The sequence below is a fragment of the Caenibius sp. WL genome (genome assembly GCF_019803445.1).
In the GTDB taxonomy this organism is placed as follows: domain Bacteria; phylum Pseudomonadota; class Alphaproteobacteria; order Sphingomonadales; family Sphingomonadaceae; genus Caenibius.
Genome location: NZ_CP081844.1, coordinates 2,538,522 through 2,559,968 on the forward strand (window position 1 = coordinate 2,538,522; position 21,447 = coordinate 2,559,968).

General features: G+C 64.4%; 22 protein-coding genes and 1 tRNA gene. 9 read left to right on the forward strand and 14 right to left on the reverse strand.

Annotation, left to right across the window (positions count from 1 at the left end; all coding sequences use genetic code 11):
• Positions 1-41: 41 nt before the first annotated feature.
• Together ctaD and coxB are read right to left on the reverse strand one after the other, a co-directional pair.
• Positions 42-1,730, reverse strand: coding sequence for a cytochrome c oxidase subunit I (ctaD, locus tag K5X80_RS12165; protein ID WP_222557991.1), 1,689 nt, complete (start codon positions 1,728-1,730; stop codon positions 42-44).
• A 30-nt stretch (positions 1,731-1,760) separates the two neighbouring features.
• Complete coding sequence (gene coxB / locus K5X80_RS12170) at positions 1,761-2,831, reverse strand: cytochrome c oxidase subunit II (RefSeq protein WP_222557992.1); 1,071 nt, start codon at positions 2,829-2,831, stop codon at positions 1,761-1,763.
• Between the two features lie 263 nt (positions 2,832-3,094).
• Here coxB and pyrE point away from each other — a divergent pair, with 263 nt between their 5' ends.
• The 6 genes from pyrE to ruvX all read left to right on the forward strand — a co-directional run bounded on the left by pyrE (position 3,095) and on the right by ruvX (position 7,405).
• On the forward strand, positions 3,095-3,676 hold the full coding sequence (gene pyrE / locus K5X80_RS12175) for an orotate phosphoribosyltransferase (protein WP_222557993.1): 582 nt from the start codon (positions 3,095-3,097) through the stop codon (positions 3,674-3,676).
• A 10-nt stretch (positions 3,677-3,686) separates the two neighbouring features.
• Positions 3,687-4,433: a pyridoxine 5'-phosphate synthase gene (locus K5X80_RS12180; protein ID WP_222557994.1), complete on the forward strand. Its 747-nt coding sequence runs from the start codon at positions 3,687-3,689 to the stop codon at positions 4,431-4,433.
• A gap of 63 nt (positions 4,434-4,496) precedes the next feature.
• Positions 4,497-4,898: a holo-ACP synthase gene (gene acpS, locus K5X80_RS12185; RefSeq protein WP_222557995.1), complete on the forward strand. Its 402-nt coding sequence runs from the start codon at positions 4,497-4,499 to the stop codon at positions 4,896-4,898.
• Positions 4,895-5,812, forward strand: coding sequence for a signal peptidase I (lepB, locus tag K5X80_RS12190; protein ID WP_222557996.1), 918 nt, complete (start codon positions 4,895-4,897; stop codon positions 5,810-5,812). Before acpS ends, lepB begins: the two co-directional genes overlap by 4 nt.
• 7 nt (positions 5,813-5,819) lie before the next feature.
• Positions 5,820-6,941: a DUF3089 domain-containing protein gene (locus K5X80_RS12195; RefSeq protein ID WP_222557997.1), complete on the forward strand. Its 1,122-nt coding sequence runs from the start codon at positions 5,820-5,822 to the stop codon at positions 6,939-6,941.
• Complete coding sequence (gene ruvX / locus K5X80_RS12200) at positions 6,938-7,405, forward strand: Holliday junction resolvase RuvX (protein ID WP_222557998.1); 468 nt, start codon at positions 6,938-6,940, stop codon at positions 7,403-7,405. The genes K5X80_RS12195 and ruvX overlap by 4 nt, the downstream gene beginning before the upstream one ends.
• Here the strand turns inward: ruvX and K5X80_RS12205 are convergent.
• The 4 genes from K5X80_RS12205 to argH are packed head-to-tail and all read right to left on the reverse strand — an operon-like array spanning position 7,402 to position 11,071.
• Positions 7,402-8,187: a precorrin-2 dehydrogenase/sirohydrochlorin ferrochelatase family protein gene (locus K5X80_RS12205; protein ID WP_222557999.1), complete on the reverse strand. Its 786-nt coding sequence runs from the start codon at positions 8,185-8,187 to the stop codon at positions 7,402-7,404. The genes ruvX and K5X80_RS12205 overlap by 4 nt on opposite strands.
• On the reverse strand, positions 8,184-9,449 hold the full coding sequence (lysA, locus tag K5X80_RS12210) for a diaminopimelate decarboxylase (protein WP_222558000.1): 1,266 nt from the start codon (positions 9,447-9,449) through the stop codon (positions 8,184-8,186). Before lysA ends, K5X80_RS12205 begins: the two co-directional genes overlap by 4 nt.
• Positions 9,450-9,452: 3 nt before the next feature.
• On the reverse strand, positions 9,453-9,692 hold the full coding sequence (locus tag K5X80_RS12215) for a hypothetical protein (RefSeq protein ID WP_222558001.1): 240 nt from the start codon (positions 9,690-9,692) through the stop codon (positions 9,453-9,455).
• A gap of 2 nt (positions 9,693-9,694) precedes the next feature.
• Positions 9,695-11,071, reverse strand: a complete 1,377-nt coding sequence (gene argH / locus K5X80_RS12220; protein WP_222560450.1) for an argininosuccinate lyase — start codon at positions 11,069-11,071, stop codon at positions 9,695-9,697.
• On the opposite strand from argH, the gene K5X80_RS12225 reads away from it, so the two are divergent.
• Together K5X80_RS12225 and K5X80_RS12230 are read left to right on the forward strand one after the other, a co-directional pair.
• A complete protein-coding gene (locus K5X80_RS12225; protein WP_261390518.1) occupies positions 11,031-11,678 on the forward strand; it encodes a TlpA family protein disulfide reductase in 648 nt (215 codons plus the stop codon). The two genes, argH and K5X80_RS12225, sit on opposite strands and share 41 nt — an antisense overlap.
• Before the next feature lie 129 nt (positions 11,679-11,807).
• Positions 11,808-11,883: transfer RNA gene (locus K5X80_RS12230), tRNA-Val, on the forward strand.
• Positions 11,884-11,922: 39 nt separating this feature from the next.
• On the opposite strand, the gene K5X80_RS12235 is transcribed toward K5X80_RS12230, so the two are convergent.
• From K5X80_RS12235 to K5X80_RS12260, 6 genes are all read right to left on the reverse strand, one after another.
• The gene (locus K5X80_RS12235; RefSeq protein ID WP_261390519.1) at positions 11,923-12,906 is read right to left on the reverse strand and encodes a helix-turn-helix domain-containing protein; all 984 of its coding nucleotides are present in this window, start codon (positions 12,904-12,906) and stop codon (positions 11,923-11,925) included.
• Between the two features lie 60 nt (positions 12,907-12,966).
• Positions 12,967-13,473, reverse strand: a complete 507-nt coding sequence (locus tag K5X80_RS12240; protein ID WP_222558003.1) for a L,D-transpeptidase family protein — start codon at positions 13,471-13,473, stop codon at positions 12,967-12,969.
• A gap of 32 nt (positions 13,474-13,505) precedes the next feature.
• A complete protein-coding gene (locus K5X80_RS12245; RefSeq protein WP_222558004.1) occupies positions 13,506-14,795 on the reverse strand; it encodes an adenylosuccinate synthase in 1,290 nt (429 codons plus the stop codon).
• Between the two features lie 166 nt (positions 14,796-14,961).
• Positions 14,962-16,074, reverse strand: a complete 1,113-nt coding sequence (locus K5X80_RS12250; RefSeq protein ID WP_222558005.1) for an ATP phosphoribosyltransferase regulatory subunit — start codon at positions 16,072-16,074, stop codon at positions 14,962-14,964.
• A 108-nt stretch (positions 16,075-16,182) separates the two neighbouring features.
• Positions 16,183-17,766, reverse strand: a complete 1,584-nt coding sequence (serA, locus tag K5X80_RS12255) for a phosphoglycerate dehydrogenase (RefSeq protein WP_222558006.1) — start codon at positions 17,764-17,766, stop codon at positions 16,183-16,185.
• 93 nt (positions 17,767-17,859) lie between these two features.
• Positions 17,860-18,987: a phosphoserine transaminase gene (locus K5X80_RS12260; RefSeq protein WP_222558007.1), complete on the reverse strand. Its 1,128-nt coding sequence runs from the start codon at positions 18,985-18,987 to the stop codon at positions 17,860-17,862.
• Positions 18,988-19,147: 160 nt separating this feature from the next.
• Here K5X80_RS12260 and K5X80_RS12265 point away from each other — a divergent pair, with 160 nt between their 5' ends.
• On the forward strand, positions 19,148-19,804 hold the full coding sequence (locus K5X80_RS12265) for an extensin family protein (RefSeq protein ID WP_222558008.1): 657 nt from the start codon (positions 19,148-19,150) through the stop codon (positions 19,802-19,804).
• A gap of 6 nt (positions 19,805-19,810) precedes the next feature.
• Here the strand turns inward: K5X80_RS12265 and K5X80_RS12270 are convergent, their stop codons facing one another.
• Together K5X80_RS12270 and K5X80_RS12275 are read right to left on the reverse strand one after the other, a co-directional pair.
• A complete protein-coding gene (locus K5X80_RS12270) occupies positions 19,811-20,446 on the reverse strand; it encodes a response regulator transcription factor (RefSeq protein ID WP_261390520.1) in 636 nt (211 codons plus the stop codon).
• A gap of 256 nt (positions 20,447-20,702) precedes the next feature.
• On the reverse strand, positions 20,703-21,443 hold the full coding sequence (locus K5X80_RS12275; protein WP_222558009.1) for a proteasome-type protease: 741 nt from the start codon (positions 21,441-21,443) through the stop codon (positions 20,703-20,705).
• Between the last annotated feature and the right edge of the window lie 4 nt (positions 21,444-21,447).

The following is a 21,447-nucleotide window of genomic DNA, read 5'->3' on the forward strand; positions in this document are numbered from 1 at the left end:
ACCCTTTATCCATGCGGCCCCTGTTTGCCGGGGCCGCCCGATCAATGCGCCTTGCTGTCTTCGATGACAGGCAGGGTTTCGAACTGGTGGAACGGCGGCGGGCTCGACAGCGTCCATTCGAGCGTGGTCGCGCCTTCGCCCCAGTAGTTGTCTTCCGCCTTACGCCCGGCAACGAACGCATAGATGATGTTGATGAAGAAGATCAGGATCGAAACGGCCATCACTTCGTAACCGAACGTCGCCACGCCGTTCCAGTGGGCATAGGCTTCCGCATAGTCCGGATAGCGGCGCGGCATGCCCTGCAACCCGAGGAAGTGCATCGGGAAGAAAATCAGGTTCACGCCGACGAAGAACACCCAGAAATGGATGTGCGACAGCAGTTCGGAATACATCCGGCCGCTCATTTTCGGGAACCAGTAATAGAACCCGGCGAACAGCCCCGTCACCGCCCCTAGCGAGAGCACGTAGTGGAAGTGCGCCACCACGTAGTAGGTATCATGCAGGTTATCGTCCACGCCGCCATTGGCGAGCACCACGCCCGTCACGCCGCCCACGGTGAACAGGAAGATGAAGCCCAGCGCCCAGACCATCGGGCTCCGGAACTGCAGCGAACCGCCCCACATCGTGGCGATCCAGCTGAAGATCTTCACACCCGTCGGCACGGCGATGACCATGGTCGCGGCGGTGAAGTACATCTTCGTGTTTACGCTGAGGCCGGTGGTGTACATGTGGTGCGCCCACACGATGAAGCCGACCACGCCGATCGCCACCATGGCGTAGGCCATGCCGAGATAGCCGAACACCGGCTTGCGCGAGAAAGTGGCGACGATCTGGCTGATGATGCCGAAGGCCGGCAGGATCATGATGTACACTTCGGGGTGGCCGAAGAACCAGAACAGGTGCTGATAGAGCACCGGATCCCCGCCGCCCTGCGGATCGAAGAACGTGGTGCCGAAATTGCGGTCGGTCAGCAGCATGGTGATGGCCGCAGCCAGAACCGGCAGCGCCAGCAGCAGCAGGAACGCGGTGACCAGCACCGACCACACGAACAGCGGCATCTTGTGCAGGGTCATGCCCGGCGCGCGCATGTTGAAGATCGTGGTGATGAAATTGATCGCGCCCATGATCGAGGCCGCACCGGCAAGGTGCAGGCCGAAGATCGCGAAGTCGACCGCCGGCCCTTGCGAACCGTAGGTCGAAAGCGGGGCATAGACCGTCCAGCCCACGCCCGCGCCGTTGCCCGTGCCGCCCGGCACGAACGGCGAAATCATGAGCGAGCAGAAACCCATCACCGTCAGCCAGAACGACACGTTGTTCATGCGCGGGAAGGCCATGTCCGGCGCGCCGATCATCAGCGGCACGAACCAGTTGCCGAAGCCGCCGATAACCGCCGGCATGACGAGGAAGAACACCATGATCAGGCCGTGCGCGGTGATCAGCACGTTCCAGAGGTGGAGCGCTTCATCGAAGCTGTTGGCGTTGCCGCCGAGGAAACCGGTCCACCACTGAAGGTACTGGATGCCGGGTTCGGCCAGTTCGGCCCGCATGATGCCCGAAATCGCCCCGCCGACGACCCCCGCGAATATCGCGAAGATCAGGTACAGCGTGCCGATGTCCTTGTGGTTGGTGGACATGAACCAGCGAGCGAAAAAGCCCGGCTTGTGGTCATGGTCGTGGCCGTGCGCGTGATCTTCGGCGTGGCCCTGGAATGTTTCTGCGGTGGTTGCCATGGTTAGCTCAACCTTATGCTTTTCTAGCTGTTATTGGGCCGCCGGGGCCGCGGTTGCTTGGCCTGCCGGTGCGGCAGCCTCACCGGGGGCGGCGGCAGGCGCCGCGCCTTCCGGAGTTGCCGCCGGAGCGGGCGCTGCGGCGGCAGGCGCCGGAGCAGCGGCAGACTCAGCCTTCGGCTTGCCGATCGTGCCGCCCTTCGACAGCAGCCACTTGTTGAATTCCGCGCGCGGCAGAGCCTGGATGGCGATCGGCATGAAGCCATGCTTCACACCGCACAGTTCGGAGCACTGGCCGTAGTACACGCCCGGTTCCTTGATGAAGAGCGTCTTCTCGTTGAGACGGCCCGGAACCGCGTCCAGCTTGAACCACAGCGAAGGAACCGCGAACGAGTGAATCACATCAGCCGCGGTGATCTGCATGCGGATCGGCTCTCCCACGGGCAGGATCAGGCGGTTATCCACCTCAAGCTGCGCCGGACCGTCCGCCGGATCGGTGCCGACATTGCGCACGCCGGGGTTGATCACCGGGCGGCCCGGCTCGTTCAGCATTTTCGAATCGTATTCGACTTCGCCGTTATCGGGATAGCTGTAAGTCCAGAACCACTGGTTGCCGGTCACTTTCACGGTCAGCGAGTCAGCCGGCGGCGATTTGTACTGCTTCGCCAGAAGATCGATCGACGGCACAGCGATACCCACCAGGATCAGCACCGGGAGCAGCGTCCAGATCACTTCGATCAAAGTGTTGTGGCTGGTCTTCGAAGGAACCGGGTTCGCCCGGCGGTTGAACCGCACGATCACGAACAGCAGCAGCAGCAGGACCAGCAGCGAAATGACCGCGATCACCGGCATCAGCACCGCATCGTGCATCCACAGGGCGTATTCGCCGTTGGGAGAATACTGATCCTGGAAGAAGATACCGCGATCGACCGGCATACCCTTGCCCGGCGTAGGCGCCATGCGCGCTACGGCTTCCGCCGCAGGCGCCGCGGCGTCGGCGGCCGGAGCGGCAGCATCCGCAGCAGGCGCAGCCGGTGCGGTGACAGCAGCCGGTGCTGCGGCAGGCGCTTCGGCCTGCGCCATCGCGACCTGCGGCACAGCCATCAAAGCCAGCGCCAAGGCGCTATTTTTAAAGGTTTTCGCCCCTTTATGGGCCCATTCAGCGAAATTCATTTTTGACGCTTTCCGCTCATTGTTATTGGGCTGCGAACAGCCCATCTCCCCCCCCAGCGGGGCATGAATTGCTCGGGCTATACGCGCGCTTGCCCCATGCCTCAAGCGCTTCTAGGGATATTTTTGAGCGTTACCGGCAAAGCCTGCCGATCCATCCACACTATGTCACCTGTGAAGGTTACGGGACAATCATGATGACTGAAGACGAGGTACTCTCCGAGTTCCGCGCGAGCGAAGCCCTGCTGGAAGGCCACTTCCTGCTTTCTTCGGGGCGCCACAGCGCCCATTACCTGCAGTGCGCGCGGGTGCTGATGAACCCGGATCGCGCGGCGCGCCTGGCGCTGGCCGTAGTGCAAAAAATCCCCCGGGAGATTCGCCAGCAAATCGCCAAAGTCGTCTCCCCCGCCATGGGCGGCGTCATCATCGGGCAGGAAATCGGCCGTGCGCTGGGGGTTGACGCGATGTTCGTCGAGCGGCCGACCGGCACGTTCGAACTGCGGCGCGGCTTCACGCTGGCCGAAGGCGAGAAAGTCCTGCTGGTCGAAGACGTCGTCACCACCGGCCTGTCCTCGCGCGAGGCGATGGAAGCAATCGCCAGCGAGGGCGGACAAGTGATCGCGGCGGCCTCGCTGGTCGACCGTTCCGGCGGCCAGGCCGCATTCGACGTGCCGTTCTTCCCGCTGGTCGAACTCAATTTCCCCACTTACGCGGAGGATGACGTTCCGGCGGAACTGGCCCGGATTCCCGCGATCAAGCCGGGCAGCCGCAAGAAGTGAGCGGCCGGACATGAACACGGCGCCGCTCCAGCCCGGAAAGCTTCGTCTGGGCGTCAACATCGACCACGTGGCGACGATCCGGAACGCGCGTGGCGGCGATCATCCCGATCCCGTGCGCGCGGCGGAAATCGTCGCCGCCGTGGGCGCGGACGGTATCACCGCCCATCTGCGCGAAGACCGCCGCCATATCCGCGACGAGGACATCGCCCGTATTCAGGAAGCGACCGGCCTGCCGCTCAATCTGGAAATGGCGGCAACCGGGGAAATGCTCGCCATCGCGCTCAGGCACAGGCCGCACGCGGCCTGCATCGTGCCTGAAAAGCGGGAAGAACGCACCACCGAAGGCGGGCTGGATGCCGCCGGGCAATTCGAACTGCTCGCCCCGATGGTGGCGCGGCTGAGCGATGCCGGGATTCGCGTCAGCCTGTTCATCGGCCCGGAAGTCCGCCAGTTGGAAGCCGCAATGCGGCTGCAAGTCCCCGTGGTCGAATTCCATACCGGCGAATATGCGCATGCCGCGGGTGAACAACGCGCGGTGGAATTGAAACGGATCGCCGATATGGCCGCCCTCGCCGCGCGCAACGGCATCGAACCCCATGCCGGCCACGGGCTGACATACGACAATGTCCAGCCGATCGCCGCCATCCCGCAGATCGCGGAACTGAACATCGGCCATTACCTGATCGGCGAAGCGGTCTTCGTCGGGTTGGAAGCGGCCGTGCGGCAGATGCGGGCGTTGATGGACGAAGCGCGGTAAGCAGGGCGCGGCGATCCGCCGGAGCCACGCGGCCGCAACATCGGGAACAGGAAGGGCAGGATCATGATTATCGGCATGGGCTCCGACCTCTGCAATATCGAACGGATACAGGCCTCGCTCGACCGTTTCGGGGACCGCTTCGAACAGCGCGTGTTCACCGCTCTGGAACAGGCCAAGGCCGCCCGCCGCCCGTTCACCAAGGCAGGCACTCTGGCCAAGCGCTTCGCCGCAAAGGAAGCCTTTTCCAAGGCCGTCGGCACCGGCTTTCGCGCCGGGGTGTTCATGAAGGATATCGGGGTGGTCAACGCGCTTTCGGGCGCCCCCACTCTCGCCCTCACCGGAGGGGCGGCGGCAAGGCTTGCGGCAATCACGCCGGAAGGCCATGAAGCCGTCATTCATCTTACCCTCACCGATGACCATCCATGGGCTCAGGCCTTCGTCGTCATAGAAGCACGGAAATTGTGACCGATCATCCCGACACCCCTGAGCCTGCCCCCGCGACCGAACCTGCGGAAAAGCCCCGCGAGAAGATCAACTGGCTGGTCGAAGTCCGCGGCCTCGCGCTGATGTTGCTGGCCGTGCTGGCTTTTCACAGCTTTCTCGCCAAGCCGTTCTACATTCCCTCGCAGTCGATGATGCCCAATCTGCTGGTGGGCGACCGGCTGGTGGTGAGCAAATACCCCTACGGCTGGAGCTGGGTTTCGGCCTCGTTTCACCTCCTGCCGCGCGGAACCTGGCGAATCGCGGGCAGCACGCCCGAATACGGCGATATCGTGATCGCCGTACCGCCCGATCGCGATGAAGACTATATCAAGCGTGTCGTCGCCCTGCCGGGGGACAGGATCGCCGTGATCAACGGGCAGATCGTTCTCAACGGCAAGGCCGTTCCGCAAACGGTGGAACCGCCGCTGGAACTGCCGGTGGAGCCCAATGCGCTCTGCACAGCGGAAGACTATCCCAATCTCAAAGTCCGCAAAGCTTCGGGCAAGGATATCTGCGAACTGCCGTTGCTGCGAGAAACCATGCCCAACGGCGCGACTTACGTGGTGATCGATCATATGCGGCAGCCGCTCGACAACATGCCGGAAATCACTGTGCCGCAGGACAGCGTGTTCTTGATGGGGGACAATCGCGATCATTCGGCCGACAGCCGCGCCGAAACCTGGGAGCGCGGCCTTGGCGGGCCGGTGCCGCTGGCCAATATCGGCGGACGGGCGGAATTCATCACTTTCTCGCTCAACGGCACCGAAACGATCAACCCGATGAGCTGGTGGGCCGCGCTACGCGGCGACCGGGCCTTCCGCAGCCTGCGCCCCGCGATCATCAAGCAGCCTGCCCCGGCCCTCGCCGGTGCAGATGCGGCGCAGAACGTGCGGTAAATCGGCGATGGCGCGCAAGTTCCTCTATCTCGTCGCGATTCTGATCGTGCTGGTGATCGCGGCCTTGTTTGCGCTGGCGCTGTGGTCAACGGAACTGTCGCGCCTTGCCTTCGTGCCCCGCGCCGCATTCACCGAACAGCCGACGCTGGCCGCGAACACCTATCGGGACAAGGTGATGTGGCTCGCCACCCCCACCATGGGCGCGAACGATCCGGCCCGTTGGCAACCAACGGGCGCGCAGAAGCCCGCCGCCACGCGCGATGCGCCTTCCGCCGTGTTCTTCATCCACCCGACCAGCTATCTGCGCACGGCGGCATGGAACGCGCCGGTGGACGATGCCGAATCGCAGGAACGCGCGCGGCTGTTCATCCGGGCCATGGCCAGCCCCTTCTCCCGGGGCGGGCAGATTTGGGCCCCGCGCTATCGGCAGGCCGCTTTCGGCGCGTTCCTGACCGAGGAGGCCGCCGGGCAAAAGGCGCTCGATGCTGCATATGGCGATGTGGCGCAGGCGTTCGACCAGTTTCTCGCCGAAGCGCCGCAGGATGCCCCGATCATCCTCGCCGGGCACAGCCAGGGCGCGCGCCATCTGATCCGGCTGCTGCACGATCGCGTGGCGGGCACGCCGCTCGTCGGGCGGATCGCGGCGGTCTATGCGATTGGCTGGCCGATTTCGCTCGAACACGATCTGCCTCATCTCGGCCTCCCGGCCTGCACCAGCGCCCAGCAGAAGGGCTGCATCCTGAGCTGGCTGAGCTTTGCCGAGCCCGCCGATCCCGCCATGCTGCTCGACCTCTGGCGCAAGGCCCCCGGGCTTGACGGCAAGCCGCATGGCAACAGCGCCATCCTCTGCACCAATCCCTTGACCGGCCAGCAAGGCGGCAGCGCGCCTGCCAGCGCCAATCTCGGCACGCTCAAACCCGATGCGGAACTGAAACAGGGCGAACTGGTGGCGGGCGGCGTGCCCGCGCGGTGCGATGCGCAGGGGCTGCTGCTGATCGGCGATCCACCCGATATGGGCGCTTATGTCCTGCCGGGGAACAACTATCACGTTTACGATATCCCGCTGTTCTGGGCCAATGTGCAGGCAGACGCCGAACGCCGCGCGGCAGCATGGAAAGCGGCGCAATGATCACGCAGATGACGTTCGAATTTTCGGATGCCCTGCCCAATGGCGGCGCTCTGATCGGTCTCGATCCTGGCACCAAGACCATCGGCACGGCGTTCTGCGATGCAGGCTGGCGGTTCGCCTCCCCCGGCAAGACCTTGCCGCGCGGCAAATTCGCGCGGGACAAGGCTGCGCTGGAAACGCTGATCGCCGAACGGTCGGTGAAAGGGATCGTGATCGGCCTGCCGCTCAACATGGACGGCAGCGAAGGCCCCCGCGCGCAGGCATCGCGCGCTTTTGCCCGCAATCTGGAAAGTCTCGGCCTGCCGATCCTGCTGTGGGACGAACGCTGGTCCACCGCCAGTGCCGAACGCGGGCTGATCGAACAGGACATGAGCCGGGCCAAGCGGGCGGAACGTATCGATTCGGCCGCCGCCGCCGTGATTCTGCAGGCGGCCATCGACGCACTGGCGGGCTCGGCGTTCTAAAAGCTATTCGCCGCCCTGCGCAGGGCGACCACCAGCCCCTCCGGCTCCGGCCCGGACAGAGGCAGCACGATCCGCTGCGCGTCCGCCCGCGCCCGGTCGAGAATCGCGGCGGCCACCGCCCGATCGTGCAGAATCGCGTCGGCCGACCCCAGCAACCGCGCCTGCCGCAGCGTGAGGTCTTCGGGATCGTCGCTCGCCAGCGTGAATTCGTAACGGCCCGCGCTCTGCGCCACCTGCCCTGCCCCGGCCAGCCACGGCTCCACCGCTGCTGCCGCACCATCACGCAGCGGATCGAGCGGCCCGTGCTCCGCCATGGCCGCATCCAGCGCCCGGCGGCGCTGCCCGGCATCGGGCCAGCGCTGCCGCACGCGGGCACGCGCCGCCTGCATCGCCCGCGCGAACGCCCCCAACCCATGCGGGACAAGCGTTTCGAGCCGCAACCGCAGGGCTTTGGCTAGCCCGGCAGAAGCGCCTCCGGTGCCGATGGCAATCAGCACAGGATCACGATCCAGCACGCTGGGCACAGTGAAATCACACAGATCGGGCCGATCCGGCACATTCACCAGCAGGCCGAGATATGTGAGGCGCCGGACAGCGGCGCGGGCTTCACCCTCGTTCTCCAGTGCGACGAACGCCAGCTTTGCGCCGTGCGCTTCGGCTTCGCCCACCGGGATACCGCCCGCACGCGCTACCAGCCGCCGCTTGGCCTCCGCCGCGATCCCATCGCCCAGGACAACCACCCGCTGCCCTGCAATACGATGAAAGAGCGGCAGGCTTTTCATCCGGCCAGCCAATCGGGAATGCGTTCCCCCGCCAGCACCGTTTCCGGCTCGATCCGTTCGGCCACCACCGCCCAGCGCGCGCCATCCACCAGCACTTCAGGCACCAGCGGGCGGCTGTTGTAGGTGTTGGCCATCGTCGCACCATAAGCGCCCGCCGTGCGAAATACGCCCAGATCGCCCGCTTTCACCGCATCGATCGTGCGGCCCATGGCGAACGTATCCGAGCTTTCGCAGATCGGGCCGACGATATTGGCCACCATCGTTTCCCCCGTGGGATGCACGGCGGCAAAATCGTGCCACGCATCGTACATCGCCGGGCGCGCGAGATCGTTCATCGCCGCATCGACCACCACGAACGGCGCGTTGACGCCCTGCTTCACACGGATGACTTCGGTGATCAGCACGCCGGCATTGCCGGTTATCACCCGGCCCGGTTCGAACATGATCGTGGCGTCCCAGCCTTCGGTCACTTCCGCCACCATCGCGGCATAATCCTCCGGCCCGGGAAGCTGTTCGCCCTGCTTGTAAGGCACACCCAGCCCACCGCCGAGATCCATGTGCATCACCGTGTGGCCCGCGCCGCGCAAGCCGCGCATCAGTTCGCCCATCTTCGCGAACGCCTGCCGCGAAGGATCGAGATCGGTGATCTGGCTGCCGATGTGGACCGCAAGCCCCCGCATGGCGAGACCATCCAGCACCGCGAGGCGGGCATAGATTCCCGCCGCCCGGTCATAGGCCACGCCGAACTTGTTTTCCGCCTTGCCGGTGGAAATCTTGGCGTGTGTCCGGGCATCGACGTTGGGATTGACGCGCAGGGCGCAAACCGCCGTCTTGCCCATGGCGGCGGCAATCGCCGCCAGTTCCACGCCTTCTTCCTCGCTTTCCAGATTGAACTGGCCGATTCCTGCCGCGACGGCCGCCTTCAGCTCGCGCCCGCTTTTGCCGACGCCCGAAAAGACGATATCCCCGGCCGGAATCCCCGCAGCCAAGGCACGGTTCATTTCCCCTTCGGACACCACATCGGCGCCGTATCCGGCATCCTTCAGCACGCGCAGAACGGCCAGATTGGGATTGGACTTCACCGCGAAGGCCACATGCAGGCGCGGCAGCACCGCCGCCAGCGCATCGCGAAACACCGTGGCATGGCGCGTCAGCGTGGCGCGCGAATAGACATAGACCGGCGTACCGACTTCGGCGGCAATCCGGTCCAACGGCACATCCTCGGCATGGAGGATGCCGTTCTTAAGCTGGAAATGGTCCATGTATCAGCCTTCAGGGGGAAGATCGAAGGGGTCTTCTTCGCGTTCTTCCGAACGTTTGCGCAATTCCACGGTCCGGCTCGGATCGGCCTGCACCGGCACGGCCAGCAACGCATCCGCATCCCTGGGCTCTTTCGCACCATAGGGAGCAGGCGGCAGGCTATGCCCCTTGGCCGGTTTCAGCGGGCCGTCGGCACCACAGGCAGCCAGCGCCAGCAGCAGCGAAACAGCGATGAAGCGGCGCATCGTCAGCTCTCCATTCCCAGCGCAAGGCGCGCTTGTGCAACGCGCAACCTTACCTGTTCCGGCGCGGTTCCGCCATGGCTGCTGCGCGCGGCAACCGATGCCTCGACCGACAGGGCGCTGTACACACGCTCGTCGATCCGCGAATCGATCCCTTGCAACTCGGCGAGCGAGAGCGCGTCCAGCGCCTTGCCTTGGCTTTCGGCCAGCTTGACCGCTGCGCCGGTGATATGGTGCGCTTCGCGGAAGGGGATGTCGGCCTGCCGCACCAGCCAGTCGGCCAGATCGGTCGCCGTGGCATAGCCCAGTTCCGCCGCCTGCCGCATCCGCGCGGTGCGGAACGTGCTGTCCGCCACCATCCCGGTCATCGCCGCAATCGACAGGCCGAGCAGGTTCGCCGCTTCGAACACCGGCGGCTTGTCGTCCTGCATATCCTTCGAATAGGCGAGCGGCAGGCCCTTCATCGTGATCATCAGCGATGTCAGACAGCCGACGATCCGGCCCGCGTGGCCGCGCACCAGCTCCGCCGCATCGGGGTTCTTCTTCTGCGGCATGATCGAACTGCCGGTGCTGAGCGCATCGGGCAGCGCGACAAAACCGAACGGCTGGCTGGCCCAGATGATGAACTCTTCCGCCAGCCGCGACAAGTGCAGCGAACACTGCGCCGCCGCCTGCAGATAATCGAGCGCGAAATCGCGGTCGGATACCGAATCGAGGCTGTTGTCAGTCGGCTTAGCAAAGCCCAGAGCTTGCGCTGTCGCCGCCCGGTCGATCGGGAAGCCGGTGCCCGCCAGCGCGGCCGAACCCAGCGGGCATTCGTTAAGGCGCGCGCGCGCATCGGCAAAGCGCGACCGATCCCGCCGGATCATCTCGTAATAGGCCATCAGGTGATGGCCCAATGTCACCGGCTGCGCGGTTTGCAGATGGGTGAAGCCGGGCATGATGGAATCGGCATGTTCACCGGCCCGCGTGACCAGCGCCCGTTGCAAGGCAAGCAGGCCGGCGTCCACCTGATCCATCGCATCGCGCACCCAGAGGCGGAAATCGGTCGCCACCTGATCGTTGCGGCTGCGCGCGGTGTGCAGCCTCCCGGCCGCCGGGCCGATCAGTTCGGCAAGGCGGCTTTCCGTCGTCATGTGGATGTCTTCGAGGTCCCAATTCTCGGGAACGCCGTTCGCTTCGTATTCGGCGGCCACCGTGTCCAGCCCGGCAATGATCGCCTGCATATCCACGCCGGACACGATGTTCTGCGCGCCCAGCATGGCGACATGGGCTTTGGACGCGGCGATATCCTGCCGCCACAACGCCTTGTCGAACGGGATCGAGGCATTGATTTCGCGCATGATCGCGCTAGGTCCTTCGGCGAACCTGCCCCCCCACATCTGGTTGGAGCCTGCCGCCGTGGCCCGATTGTTATCAAGAGTATTGTCGCTGTCGCTCACGCTTGCCGTCCCGGGTCTCGCCCTATCAGTCGGCGGCTGCGATAGGCAAAGCGAGCCGCCTGCGCAACCGGCGGCTGATAGCGGGAAGAAACCCGCCGCCGCTGGCACGCTGGATCGCAGCCACAAAGGCAGCGAAATGCCCGATTTCACGCTGTCCGATCCGGCGGGCAAGAAACTACGCCTGCCCGACCTCAAAGGCACGCCGGTGCTGCTCAATCTCTGGGCGACATGGTGTGCGCCCTGCGTCACCGAAATGCCGCTGCTCGATACGCTGGCGGGCGACATGCAGGGCAAGCTGCGTCTGGTGACCGTCAGCCAGGACATGCAAGGCGCCGAAAAAGTGCAGCCGTTCTTCGCCGAGAAGAAATTCGCCCACCTCGAACCGTGGCTGGACCCGGAAAACGATCTCGTCTTCCACTATGGCGGCAACAATCTGCCGCTATCGGTGCTGTATGACGCGCAAGGGCGCGAAGTGTGGCGCGTCGCAGGCGATCTCGACTGGGCATCCAAGGCGGTGCGCGCCAACGTGGCCGAAGCCCTGCCCTGATGGCCGATCCCTGCTGCGGCGACAGGTGAGACGCATCGCGCCTGCATGCACGATGCGTCCTTGTGAACGGACGCACGAAAGCCGATTGACCGGCCGGGCAAAGCGTTTATTAGCGCGGTTCCCGTTCAGGGGCGGTTAGCTCAGTTGGTAGAGCATCTCGTTTACACCGAGAGGGTCAGCGGTTCGAGCCCGTTACCGCCCACCATTACGGCGCAGCGCCGCCCGAATACGCGAACGGTATCTTTCAGACGAGGTGGCCAGCCTCCCCGCCCAGTTCCGCGAAATAGGCGATCATCGCCTCGGCCGCACGCGGGGCGAGGCCGATGAAGGCACGCCGACGGTCCACATCGTCTTCCATCCGTTGCAGCAAGCCTGCTTCCGTCATCTGCGTGATCCAGCGCAAGGCCGTGGTCGGCGGAACGCCCGCCGCGATGCAGAGCGAAGTCACCGAAACGCGTGCACCTTCGGCGTGGGCCGCCGTCAGATCGAGCAGGATATCCCAGGCCGGATCGGCGAACAGCGCGGCATCGAAGAAGCGCGCCCGCGCCTGACGCTGGCGGATGATCTGCCGCACCAGTTGCGGATCGGGCCAGGCGGGATGGCCGACCGGTACGAGGCGATCGCGCGGTTTGGTGGCGTTGGCCCCGCGAAAGCCGCGCCGGGGCGCTTCCACCTGCCATGCCGAACCCGTCCTTGCGCCATCTTCGCGGCATAATGTGTCCAGACGATCCGCGATCTGCGCCACCTGTTCCGTTAGCCGCAACAGCATCAGGCGATCGTCCGGTGACAGATCGCGCACACGCAGGTTGGGGATATGGGCCAGCGCCCGGCCGAGCGCGATCACCCGTTCCGCCCGGCTGGGATCGACGAGAATTTGCGGATTCGACTGATCGAGACAGGCAAAGATAGCGTCCAGCGCCTCCACCGTGGTCGAAACCACAAGCTGCGCACCGGATTGCGCGGCACGCATGTCCAGCCGGCACAAGGCAGCCAGAGTGCCCGCATCGGCCGCCGGGCAATCGAGCAGAACGACTTCCCCCGGAGCCAGCCCATCATCCGCCTGCGGAAGTTCCGCCAGAGCGCCGCAGGCCGTCAATCCAAAACCTGCGGCTTCCGCATCATCGCGCATTTCGGCGCGCACATAGGGCCGGTCCGCATAGATCGCCACGCCGCAAGGCAGGCCAACCCTGTCGTCGGCCGGTTCGTACCGAAAATCCGCCTGTGCCATACACACCCCCCGATTCCCGAACATAGTGAGAACATAAAGGGATCAGGTCAAGTATATTGTTCAGGGCAGGATTTCTATCGGGGTGCCATCGGGCACCAGCGCCCACATATCCTCGATTTCCGGATTGCTCAGCGCAATGCAGCCGTCGGTCCAGTCCCCCGCCATTCTGCCGGGAAAGCCGTTGGGCTGACCATGAATGAAAATATCACCGCCGGGGGACCGCCCCCGCGCCTGCGCATGGGCGCGGTCGCGCGCATCCGGATAGGAGATGTGGAGCGAGAGATGATAGCGGCTGTTGGGATTGCGATAATCGATGACATAGCGCCCTTCGGGGGTACGCTCGTCCCCCTGGAACCGCTTGTGCCCCGCGGGCGCATCGCCAAGCTGGATATCGCGATAGGTACGCAGCGGCTGCCCTGCCCCGTAAAGCGTCAGCGTGCGGCCGGTCTTGTCGACCTTCACGAAATCCACCGGAGCCGAGATGGGCGGTAAAAGTGGCGCGGTTTCCGCCTGCGCGCCGGCGGTCAGCACCGGCAGCAGCAGGACGATCGGGAAAAAACGCCTCATGCCGGAACGGCTAATCCCTTCCGGCGTCAGGCTCAATCCTCGAACGGGTCGCGCACTAGAATCGTATCGTCGCGTTCGGGGCTGGTGGACACGCTGGCCACCGGGCAATCGATCAGCTCCTCGATCCGGCGGATGTATTTCACCGCCTGCGCGGGAAGATCGGCCCAGCTGCGCGCGCCGGCGGTGGTGCCGTGCCAGCCTTCCATTTCCTCGTACACCGGCTCCACCTCCGCCTGATCGGCGGCATGGGCGGGCAGATAGTCGATCACTTCGCCGCGCAGCTTGTAGCCGGTGCAGATTTTCAGCGTGTCGAACCCGTCGAGCACGTCGAGCTTGGTCAGCGCGATCCCGGTGACGCCGGAAATGGCGCAACTCTGGCGCACGAGCACCGCATCGAACCAGCCGCAGCGGCGCTTGCGCCCCGTCACCGTGCCGAATTCATGGCCACGCTCGCCAAGCCGTTGCCCCGTATCGTCATCCAGTTCGCTCGGGAACGGGCCAGAACCCACGCGTGTGGTATAGGCCTTGACGATCCCCAGCACGAAACCTGCCGAACCCGGCCCCATGCCCGAACCCGAAGCGACCGTGCCGCTGACGGTGTTGGAACTGGTGACGAAGGGGTAGGTCCCGTGATCGACATCGAGCAGCACGCCCTGCGCGCCTTCGAACAGGATGCGCGAACCTTCCTTCTTCACATCGCGCAGGCGTTTCCACACCGGCTGCGCGAACTGCAGCACGAAGGGCGCGATTTCCTTGAGATCGGCGATCAGGCGCGCCCGGTCCACCGGCGGTTCGCCGAACCCGGCGCGCAGCGCATCGTGATGCGCGCACAGTCGATCAAGCTGCGGGTCGAGCGAATCGAGATGGGCGAGATCGCACACGCGGATCGCCCGGCGGCCCACCTTGTCTTCGTAAGCGGGGCCGATGCCGCGCCCGGTGGTGCCAATCTTGCCCTTGCCCGCGGCGGTTTCGCGCAGCTGGTCGAGATCGCGGTGGATCGGCAGAATCAGCGGGCAATTGTCCGCGATGGCAAAATTTTCCGGGGCGATTGTCACGCCCTGCCCGATCAGCTTTTCGACTTCGGCCTTGAGCGCCCAGGGATCGAGCACCACACCGTTGCCGATAATCGACAGCGTGCCGGTGACAATGCCTGAAGGCAGCAGGCTCAGCTTGTACGTGGTGCCATCGATCACCAGCGTATGGCCGGCATTGTGTCCGCCCTGGAACCGCACCACCGCGTCCGCCCGGCTGGCCAGCCAGTCGACGATCTTGCCTTTGCCCTCGTCACCCCATTGGGCGCCGATCACCGTCACATTTGCCATTGATAGAGTCCCTCACCCTGCCAGGTGGATCCGTGCACGCCCTTCGACAGGACTCGGCGTGGCGGATAGCGAAAACAGGCCCGCTGCAGGCCCCGATTGCGAGGCGCGCGTTACCGGCAGCAGCGGGAGCGGTCAAGGCATGAGGCGGCATCGCCGCCCCTGCCCGTCAAAGCGGTTGCGGTTCCTTTCCGTTCAGCACGTGGCTGCAGCCCAGTGCCTTGCCCTCATCCGCATTGGAAAGGGCGGCAACAGTGCGCCAGCCGATCCCGCGCAGGCGGGCGGCGGCATCGGCATCGTGCCCCAGGGGCAGGAACAGCGTATCGCGTGGCTGGCCGCCGTCCTGATCGGCCGCGACCAGCGCATCGGTGTAGAGCGAAAAGCCGGTAGCCGGTTCATCCATGCCGTGAATGCGGTAAGTGCCACCCCGCCCCAACGCGCCGCGCACGCCTTCGGCATAGAGCGTGAAGCCGAACCAACTCTGATATTCGAACCCATGCCGTTCCGTCGGGTCGAGCGTGATCCGTGCCCTGCCGCCCACGCGCGCGGCCACGGCTTTCAACCCGTCGATCCGGCTGGCCAGAGCGCCGCCCGCATCGATCGCGGCCAGTTGCGCAATCGCCTGAGAAAACGGCCCGGTGGCGTAGAGCAGCGGCAAATAGTCGTCACCCCCCGCTTCGCGCAGTGATCCGGCATCCTTGGCGTCCAGTTCGCGGCGAACGGTTTCGATGGCCCCGGCAGGCAGCGGGAATGGCCCCGCCGCCAGCGTATCGACCAGATTGGGCAATGTGAAATCGACGGAAATACCCTGCGCCCCGGCAGCAGTCAGCGCCTCGATCGCCAGCAGGACGATCTCGCTCACCGCCGCGACCGAATCGCTGCCGATGAGTTCCGCGCCCAGTTGCAGGCGTTCGCGCGAGGGATCGAGCCCATCGCCCTTGATCGTAACGACCGGCCCGCCATAGCACAGCCGCAAGGGGCGCGGCGCGGCGGCCAGGCTGGTGGCCGCGATCCGGCCCACCTGCACGGTGATGTCCGAACGGACCGCCAGCGTGCGCAGGCTCGTCGGATCGACGAAGCGAAACATCCGGCGCGGCTGCACGCCATCCATACGCCCGGCCATCGACTTCTCGAATTCGATCAGCGGCGGACGGACCCGGTCATAGCCATGGCTGTCCATCACATCGATGACGGCACGGCTGATGCGGGTCACGGCGGCGGCTTCGCGCGGCAGCCGGTCCTCAAGCCCTTCGGGCAAAAGATCGCGGGTTGGATCGGTCATAATGCGATGCCCACTAGCCGTTCGCGGTGGTGCTGTCGAACCCGAAAGCAAAAGCCCCCTCCCGCACCGGACTACGCCCGGAGCGGAAGGGGGCAAGCGTCTGAACAATCAGAACTTCAGCGCCATCGCCCGCTTGACGCCCGGCAGAGCGCGCGCGGTTTCGAGCACTTCGGCCGGAACCGGGCTGTCGACCGACAGCAGCAGCACCGCTTCACCGCCCGCTTCGCGGCGGCCAAGGTTGAACGTGCCGATGTTGATGCCGTTCTCGCCCAGCAACGTACCGATGCGGCCGATGAAGCCCGGTGCGTCTTCGTTGACGATGTACATCATGTCCCCGGTCAGTTCGGCTTCGACCTTGATGCCGAACAGTTGGACGAGGCGCGGTTCGGCATTGCTGAACAGCGTGCCCGCGACCGAGCGTTCGCCCGTTTCGGTCTTCACCGAAACCCGGATCAAGGTGTGGTAATCGCCTTCACGCTCGGTCTTTACTTCGCGCACTTCCATGCCGCGTTCCTTGGCCAGGAACGGCGCATTGACCATGTTCACGCTGTCCGACTGGACGCGCAGGAAGCCCGAAAGCACCGCCGCCACGATCGGCTTGGCGTTGAGTTCGGCCGCCGCACCTTCGGTGTGGATCGAAATCCGCGCGAGCGAACCGGTGGTGAGCTGGCCGACGAGCGAACCGAGCTTTTCCGCCAGCGTCATGTAAGGCTTGAGCTTCGGCGCTTCTTCCGCCGAGAGCGACGGCATGTTGAGCGCGTTGGTGACACCGCCGTTGAGGAGATAGTCGCTCATCTGTTCGGCCACCTGCAGCGCGACGTTGACCTGCGCTTCGCTGGTCGACGCGCCGAGGTGCGGGGTGCAGACGAAGTTCGGCGTGCCGAACAGCGGGCTTTCCTTGGCCGGTTCGGTCACGAACACGTCCAGCGCGGCGCCAGCCACATGGCCCGAATCCAGCGCTTCCTTCAGCGCTTCCTCATCGACCAGACCGCCGCGCGCGCAGTTGATGATGCGCACGCCCTTCTTGGTCTTGGCGATGTTTTCGCGGCTGAGGATATTGCGCGTCTGGTCGGTCAGCGGCGTGTGCAGCGTGATGAAATCGGCGCGTGCCAGCAGTTCGTCCAGATCGACCTTTTCCACGCCCATTTCCACCGCGCGTTCGGGCGAAAGGAACGGATCGAAAGCCACGACTTTCATCCGCAGGCCCAGCGCGCGATCGGCCACGATCGAACCGATGTTGCCCGCACCGATCAGGCCCAGCGTCTTGTTGGTCAGTTCGACACCCATGAAGCGGTTCTTTTCCCACTTCCCGGCCTGGGTCGAAAGATCGGCTTCCGGCAACTGGCGGGCGACCGCGAACATCAGCGCGATGGCGTGTTCCGCGGTGGTGATCGAATTGCCGAAGGGCGTGTTCATCACCACGATGCCCTTGGCCGAAGCCGCCGGAATATCGACGTTGTCGACACCGATCCCGGCGCGGCCGATCACTTTGAGATTGGTCGCCGCTTCGAGGATATCCGCCGTAACTTTGGTCGACGAACGGATCGCGAGGCCATCGTACTGGCCGATGATGGCTTTCAGTTCTTCCGGCGTCTTGCCGGTGATGACATCGACATCGCATCCGCGCTCGGCAAAAATCTGCGCGGCCTGCGGGTCCATCTTGTCCGAAACAAGGACTTTGGGTTTGGTCATTATTCCCTCGTCATTCCCGCGAAGGCGGGAATCCATCCCGCTTCGCGTCTGGTATTGAGGTTAACTGGATCCCCACCTGCGCGGGGATGACGATCACGAACGAAGCGAAGCGTAAGCCCAGTCGAGCCAGGGGCCGAGCGCCTCGATATCGGCGGTATCGACTGTGGCTCCGCACCAGATGCGCAGACCGGCCGGGGCATCGCGATAACCCGCGATGTCATAGGCCGCGCCTTCGGCTTCGAGCAGGCCGGCGAACTTCTTGATGAAGTCCGCATCGGCGCCTTCCACCGTAAGGCAGACGCTGGTCTTCGACCGGCTGGCTTCGTCGGCGCAGAGGTGGCCGAGCCAGTCCCGGCTTTCCACAATCGCGTTGAGCGCGGCGGCATTGGCGGCGGCACGGGCCTTGAGCCCTTCCAGACCGCCCAGCCCCTTGGCCCATTCCAGCGCGAAGATCGCATCTTCCACCGCCAGCATGGAGGGGGTGTTGATCGTTTCGCCCTTGAACACGCCTTCGGCCAGCTTGCCCTTGGAGATCAGGCGGAAAACCTTCGGTAGCGGCCATGCGGGGGTGTGGCTTTCGAGCCGTTCCACGGCGCGCGGGCCGAGGATCAGGACGCCATGCGCGCCTTCACCGCCCAGCACCTTCTGCCAGGAGAAGGTGGCGACATCGATCTTGTCCCACGGGATATCGTAAGCGAACACGGCGCTGGTCGCGTCGGCGAAGGACAGGCCTTCGCGATCGGCAGGAATCCAGTCCCCGTTCGGCACGCGCACGCCCGAAGTGGTGCCGTTCCAGGTGAACAGCACGTCGTTGCTCCAATCGACCGCATCGAGATCGGGCAACTGGCCATAATCGGCGCGCAGGATTGTGGGATCGAGATTGAGCTGCTTGGCAGCATCGGTGACCCAACCCTCACCGAAGCTTTCCCAGGCCAGCGTCGTCACCGGGCGGGCGCCCAGCATCGTCCACATCGCCATTTCGAATGCGCCCGTATCGGAACCCGGCACAATGCCGATGCGATGCGTATCGGGCAGTTGCAGGATTTCGCGCATCAGATCGATGCAATAGCCAAGACGGCTCTTGCCGATCTTCGCGCGGTGCGAACGGCCCAGCGATTCGGTGGCGAGTTTGTCGAGAGAATATCCCGGCGGCTTGGCGCAGGGACCCGAAGAAAAGAAAGGACGCGCAGGCGCGGCCTGCGGCTTGGTAATCTCAGTCATAAAGACTCTCCTTGCAGAGAGCTCGCGCGGCGTTGGGACCGCGTGGCCCGCCGCCGCACATAGAAGCGTGGGCCATGATGTCAAGCAAAGCATACCAGTGGGTTCGGGAGAAAGACCCCGTCAACCTCGGGTTAACCATATGGGCGGCACATGTGCTGTCATGAGGCACCTTTTTCTGATTTTGCCGCTGGTGGCCATGGTCAGCGCCTGTATCGACAGCCCCCGTGGCCCCAAAAGCCAGAGCAGCCGCCCCAGCCAGACGATCAGTCCGCGCCCGGAAGCACGCCAGTGTCTCGCCAATCTGGGCCGCACCAACGCCAGCTTCACCCCCCTTCCCGATCAGTATTTCAACGGCGGATGCTCCAATCTCAACACGGTCCGGCTGTCTGCGATTCGCGGCGATTTCGATCAGTTCGCGATTGCCAGCCTCGGCCCAGTGACCTGCCCTGTGGCAAATACTTTTGTACAGTGGGCGCGTTTCGGTGTGGATCGCGCCGCGCGGCAAATCCTCGGCAGCGGCCTTGCCCGAATCGAAACCATGGGCAGCTATTCATGCCGCACTGTCGCGGGAACGCAGCGGCTGTCGGCCCATGCCACGGCCAACGCCATCGATGTGGCCGCGTTCGTTCTGGAAAACGGGCAGAGAGTGAGCGTGCTCCAGCACTGGAACGAGGGCAGCCAGGCAGAACGGCAGTTCCTCCGCGTGGTGCACGGCAGCGCCTGCAAGCGCTTCGGAACCGTTCTTGGCCCGGATTACAACCAGGCCCACCGCGATCATCTGCACATGGAAGCCGGCAACGGATCGTTCTGCCGCTGATCCCGCTTACGCGGCAAGCAGGCCGTTCATCTGAACTTTCGCTTCCAGCCACAGCCGGACCGCTTCGGCCGCGTGGCTCGCGCCGAGCTTGCGCATCATGCTGGCCCGATGGATTTCGACCGTGCGCGGGCTGATCTGCAAGGCCTGTGCGATCGTCTTGTTGGCGTGGCCTTCTGCCAACTGATCGAGCACTTCGCGTTCACGCGGGCTCAATGCAGCCAGACGATCACGCGCGGCCACCATCTTTTCGTGGACACTGGCATAAGCGGCGATCTGCGCGGCGTTGGCCGCCAGCACATCGGACAGGCGCTCCGGCGATAACGGCAGAGCGACATAGTCCAACGCCCCGGCCTTGATCGCCGCCACCACCGCTTCGACGTCGGGCGCCTTGCACGCCGCCACCACCGGCACCCAGATGCTTTCGACGATAAGCCGTTCACGAACGGCCGCTATCCCACCCCCGGTTGGATTGTCATGGACGATGGCCACGCCTGAGCGAGGCCGGCTCTGCACCAGTTCGGCAATCGTTTCGTACACTTCGGCATGATGGCCAAGAGCGAATGCGCTGCGCGCGCCTTCCGCCCGGAATCGGGGGGTTCCGCCGAGGAAATGCATGACAGTGCGTTCGTCTGCCGGTTCCACATCCGGACTGCTCCCAACCTCGCCCATCACTTACTATCGCCCCCGCGACAACCACTCTGCGGCATCCGCACCCCTGCGGAAACCGATGCGCCTGTCCTTTTCAAGAATATCGTAGAAATCTTGTTATATAATCAAGAATACCCGTCAAGGCATTCCAATGATTTCACAGCCGCGCACTGAAAGCAAAAAGACGGAAATAGCGGCTTGTTAGCCATCGCGCCTGCAAACAGGGCATGCGCAGGCGACGGGAATGACGCTAATCGTCGAATGTATAGGGCGCCAGCGACAGGACCGCCGCTTTCAGCGCGGCCCCCCAGGTCGATGAGATACCTTCGAAATAGGGATCGTCGATCTCGATCCGCCGTTCGTGCAGCGGCGCGAAACTGTCGCGCCCTATCACCAGCAGATCGAGCGGCATACCGACCGACAGGTTAGCCTTGAGAGTTGAATCAAACGACACCATCAGCAGTTTGACAGCATCTTCGAAACTCATCCCGTGATCGTAGCCGCGCAGGATGATCGGCCGCCCGTACTTGGTCTCCCCGATCTGGAAAAATGGCGTGTCCAGGCTGGCTTCGATGAAATTGCCTTCGGGGTAGATCATGAACAGACGCGGCGCCATGCCCTTGATCTGGCCCGCCAGAATGATCGATGCGGTGAAGCGCCCTTCGCCCAGCGGCCCGTTGCTGGTCTGCGATGTCTGGATCGTTTCGCGCAGCAGCCGGCCCGTTTCCACCGCCATCTGGAACATCGTCGGCGCTTCCAACAGGGCGTTGCTCCTGTTTGCGGGCGTTTCGCTGCGTTCCTGCAACCGGCTGATAACGGCTTGGGTGGTGGCAAGATTGCCCGCCGTCATCAGCGCCACGATCCGTTCGCCCGGTACGGTCCAGTAGAACATCTTGCGGAAGGTGGAGATATTATCGACACCGGAATTGGTGCGGGTGTCGCTCATCAACACCAGGCCCTTGTCCAGCATCATGCCAACGCAATACGTCATTCCC

Bases quoted from the DNA above. Each gene is read 5' to 3' on its own strand.
- ctaD (WP_222557991.1), bottom strand. From the start codon at position 1,730: ATGGCAACCACCGCAGAAACATTCCAGGGCCACGCCGAAGATCACGCG.
- coxB (WP_222557992.1), bottom strand. From the start codon at position 2,831: ATGGCTGTGCCGCAGGTCGCGATGGCGCAGGCCGAAGCGCCTGCCGCA.
- pyrE (WP_222557993.1), top strand. From the start codon at position 3,095: ATGACTGAAGACGAGGTACTCTCCGAGTTCCGCGCGAGCGAAGCCCTG.
- K5X80_RS12180 (WP_222557994.1), top strand. From the start codon at position 3,687: ATGAACACGGCGCCGCTCCAGCCCGGAAAGCTTCGTCTGGGCGTCAAC.
- acpS (WP_222557995.1), top strand. From the start codon at position 4,497: ATGATTATCGGCATGGGCTCCGACCTCTGCAATATCGAACGGATACAG.
- K5X80_RS12195 (WP_222557997.1), top strand. From the start codon at position 5,820: ATGGCGCGCAAGTTCCTCTATCTCGTCGCGATTCTGATCGTGCTGGTG.
- ruvX (WP_222557998.1), top strand. From the start codon at position 6,938: ATGATCACGCAGATGACGTTCGAATTTTCGGATGCCCTGCCCAATGGC.
- K5X80_RS12205 (WP_222557999.1), bottom strand. From the start codon at position 8,187: ATGAAAAGCCTGCCGCTCTTTCATCGTATTGCAGGGCAGCGGGTGGTT.
- lysA (WP_222558000.1), bottom strand. From the start codon at position 9,449: ATGGACCATTTCCAGCTTAAGAACGGCATCCTCCATGCCGAGGATGTG.
- K5X80_RS12215 (WP_222558001.1), bottom strand. From the start codon at position 9,692: ATGCGCCGCTTCATCGCTGTTTCGCTGCTGCTGGCGCTGGCTGCCTGT.
- K5X80_RS12225 (WP_261390518.1), top strand. From the start codon at position 11,031: ATGATCGCGCTAGGTCCTTCGGCGAACCTGCCCCCCCACATCTGGTTG.
- argH (WP_222560450.1), bottom strand. From the start codon at position 11,071: ATGTGGGGGGGCAGGTTCGCCGAAGGACCTAGCGCGATCATGCGCGAA.
- K5X80_RS12235 (WP_261390519.1), bottom strand. From the start codon at position 12,906: ATGGCACAGGCGGATTTTCGGTACGAACCGGCCGACGACAGGGTTGGC.
- K5X80_RS12240 (WP_222558003.1), bottom strand. From the start codon at position 13,473: ATGAGGCGTTTTTTCCCGATCGTCCTGCTGCTGCCGGTGCTGACCGCC.
- K5X80_RS12245 (WP_222558004.1), bottom strand. From the start codon at position 14,795: ATGGCAAATGTGACGGTGATCGGCGCCCAATGGGGTGACGAGGGCAAA.
- K5X80_RS12250 (WP_222558005.1), bottom strand. From the start codon at position 16,074: ATGACCGATCCAACCCGCGATCTTTTGCCCGAAGGGCTTGAGGACCGG.
- serA (WP_222558006.1), bottom strand. From the start codon at position 17,766: ATGACCAAACCCAAAGTCCTTGTTTCGGACAAGATGGACCCGCAGGCC.
- K5X80_RS12260 (WP_222558007.1), bottom strand. From the start codon at position 18,987: ATGACTGAGATTACCAAGCCGCAGGCCGCGCCTGCGCGTCCTTTCTTT.
- K5X80_RS12265 (WP_222558008.1), top strand. From the start codon at position 19,148: ATGAGGCACCTTTTTCTGATTTTGCCGCTGGTGGCCATGGTCAGCGCC.
- K5X80_RS12275 (WP_222558009.1), bottom strand. From the start codon at position 21,443: ATGACGTATTGCGTTGGCATGATGCTGGACAAGGGCCTGGTGTTGATG.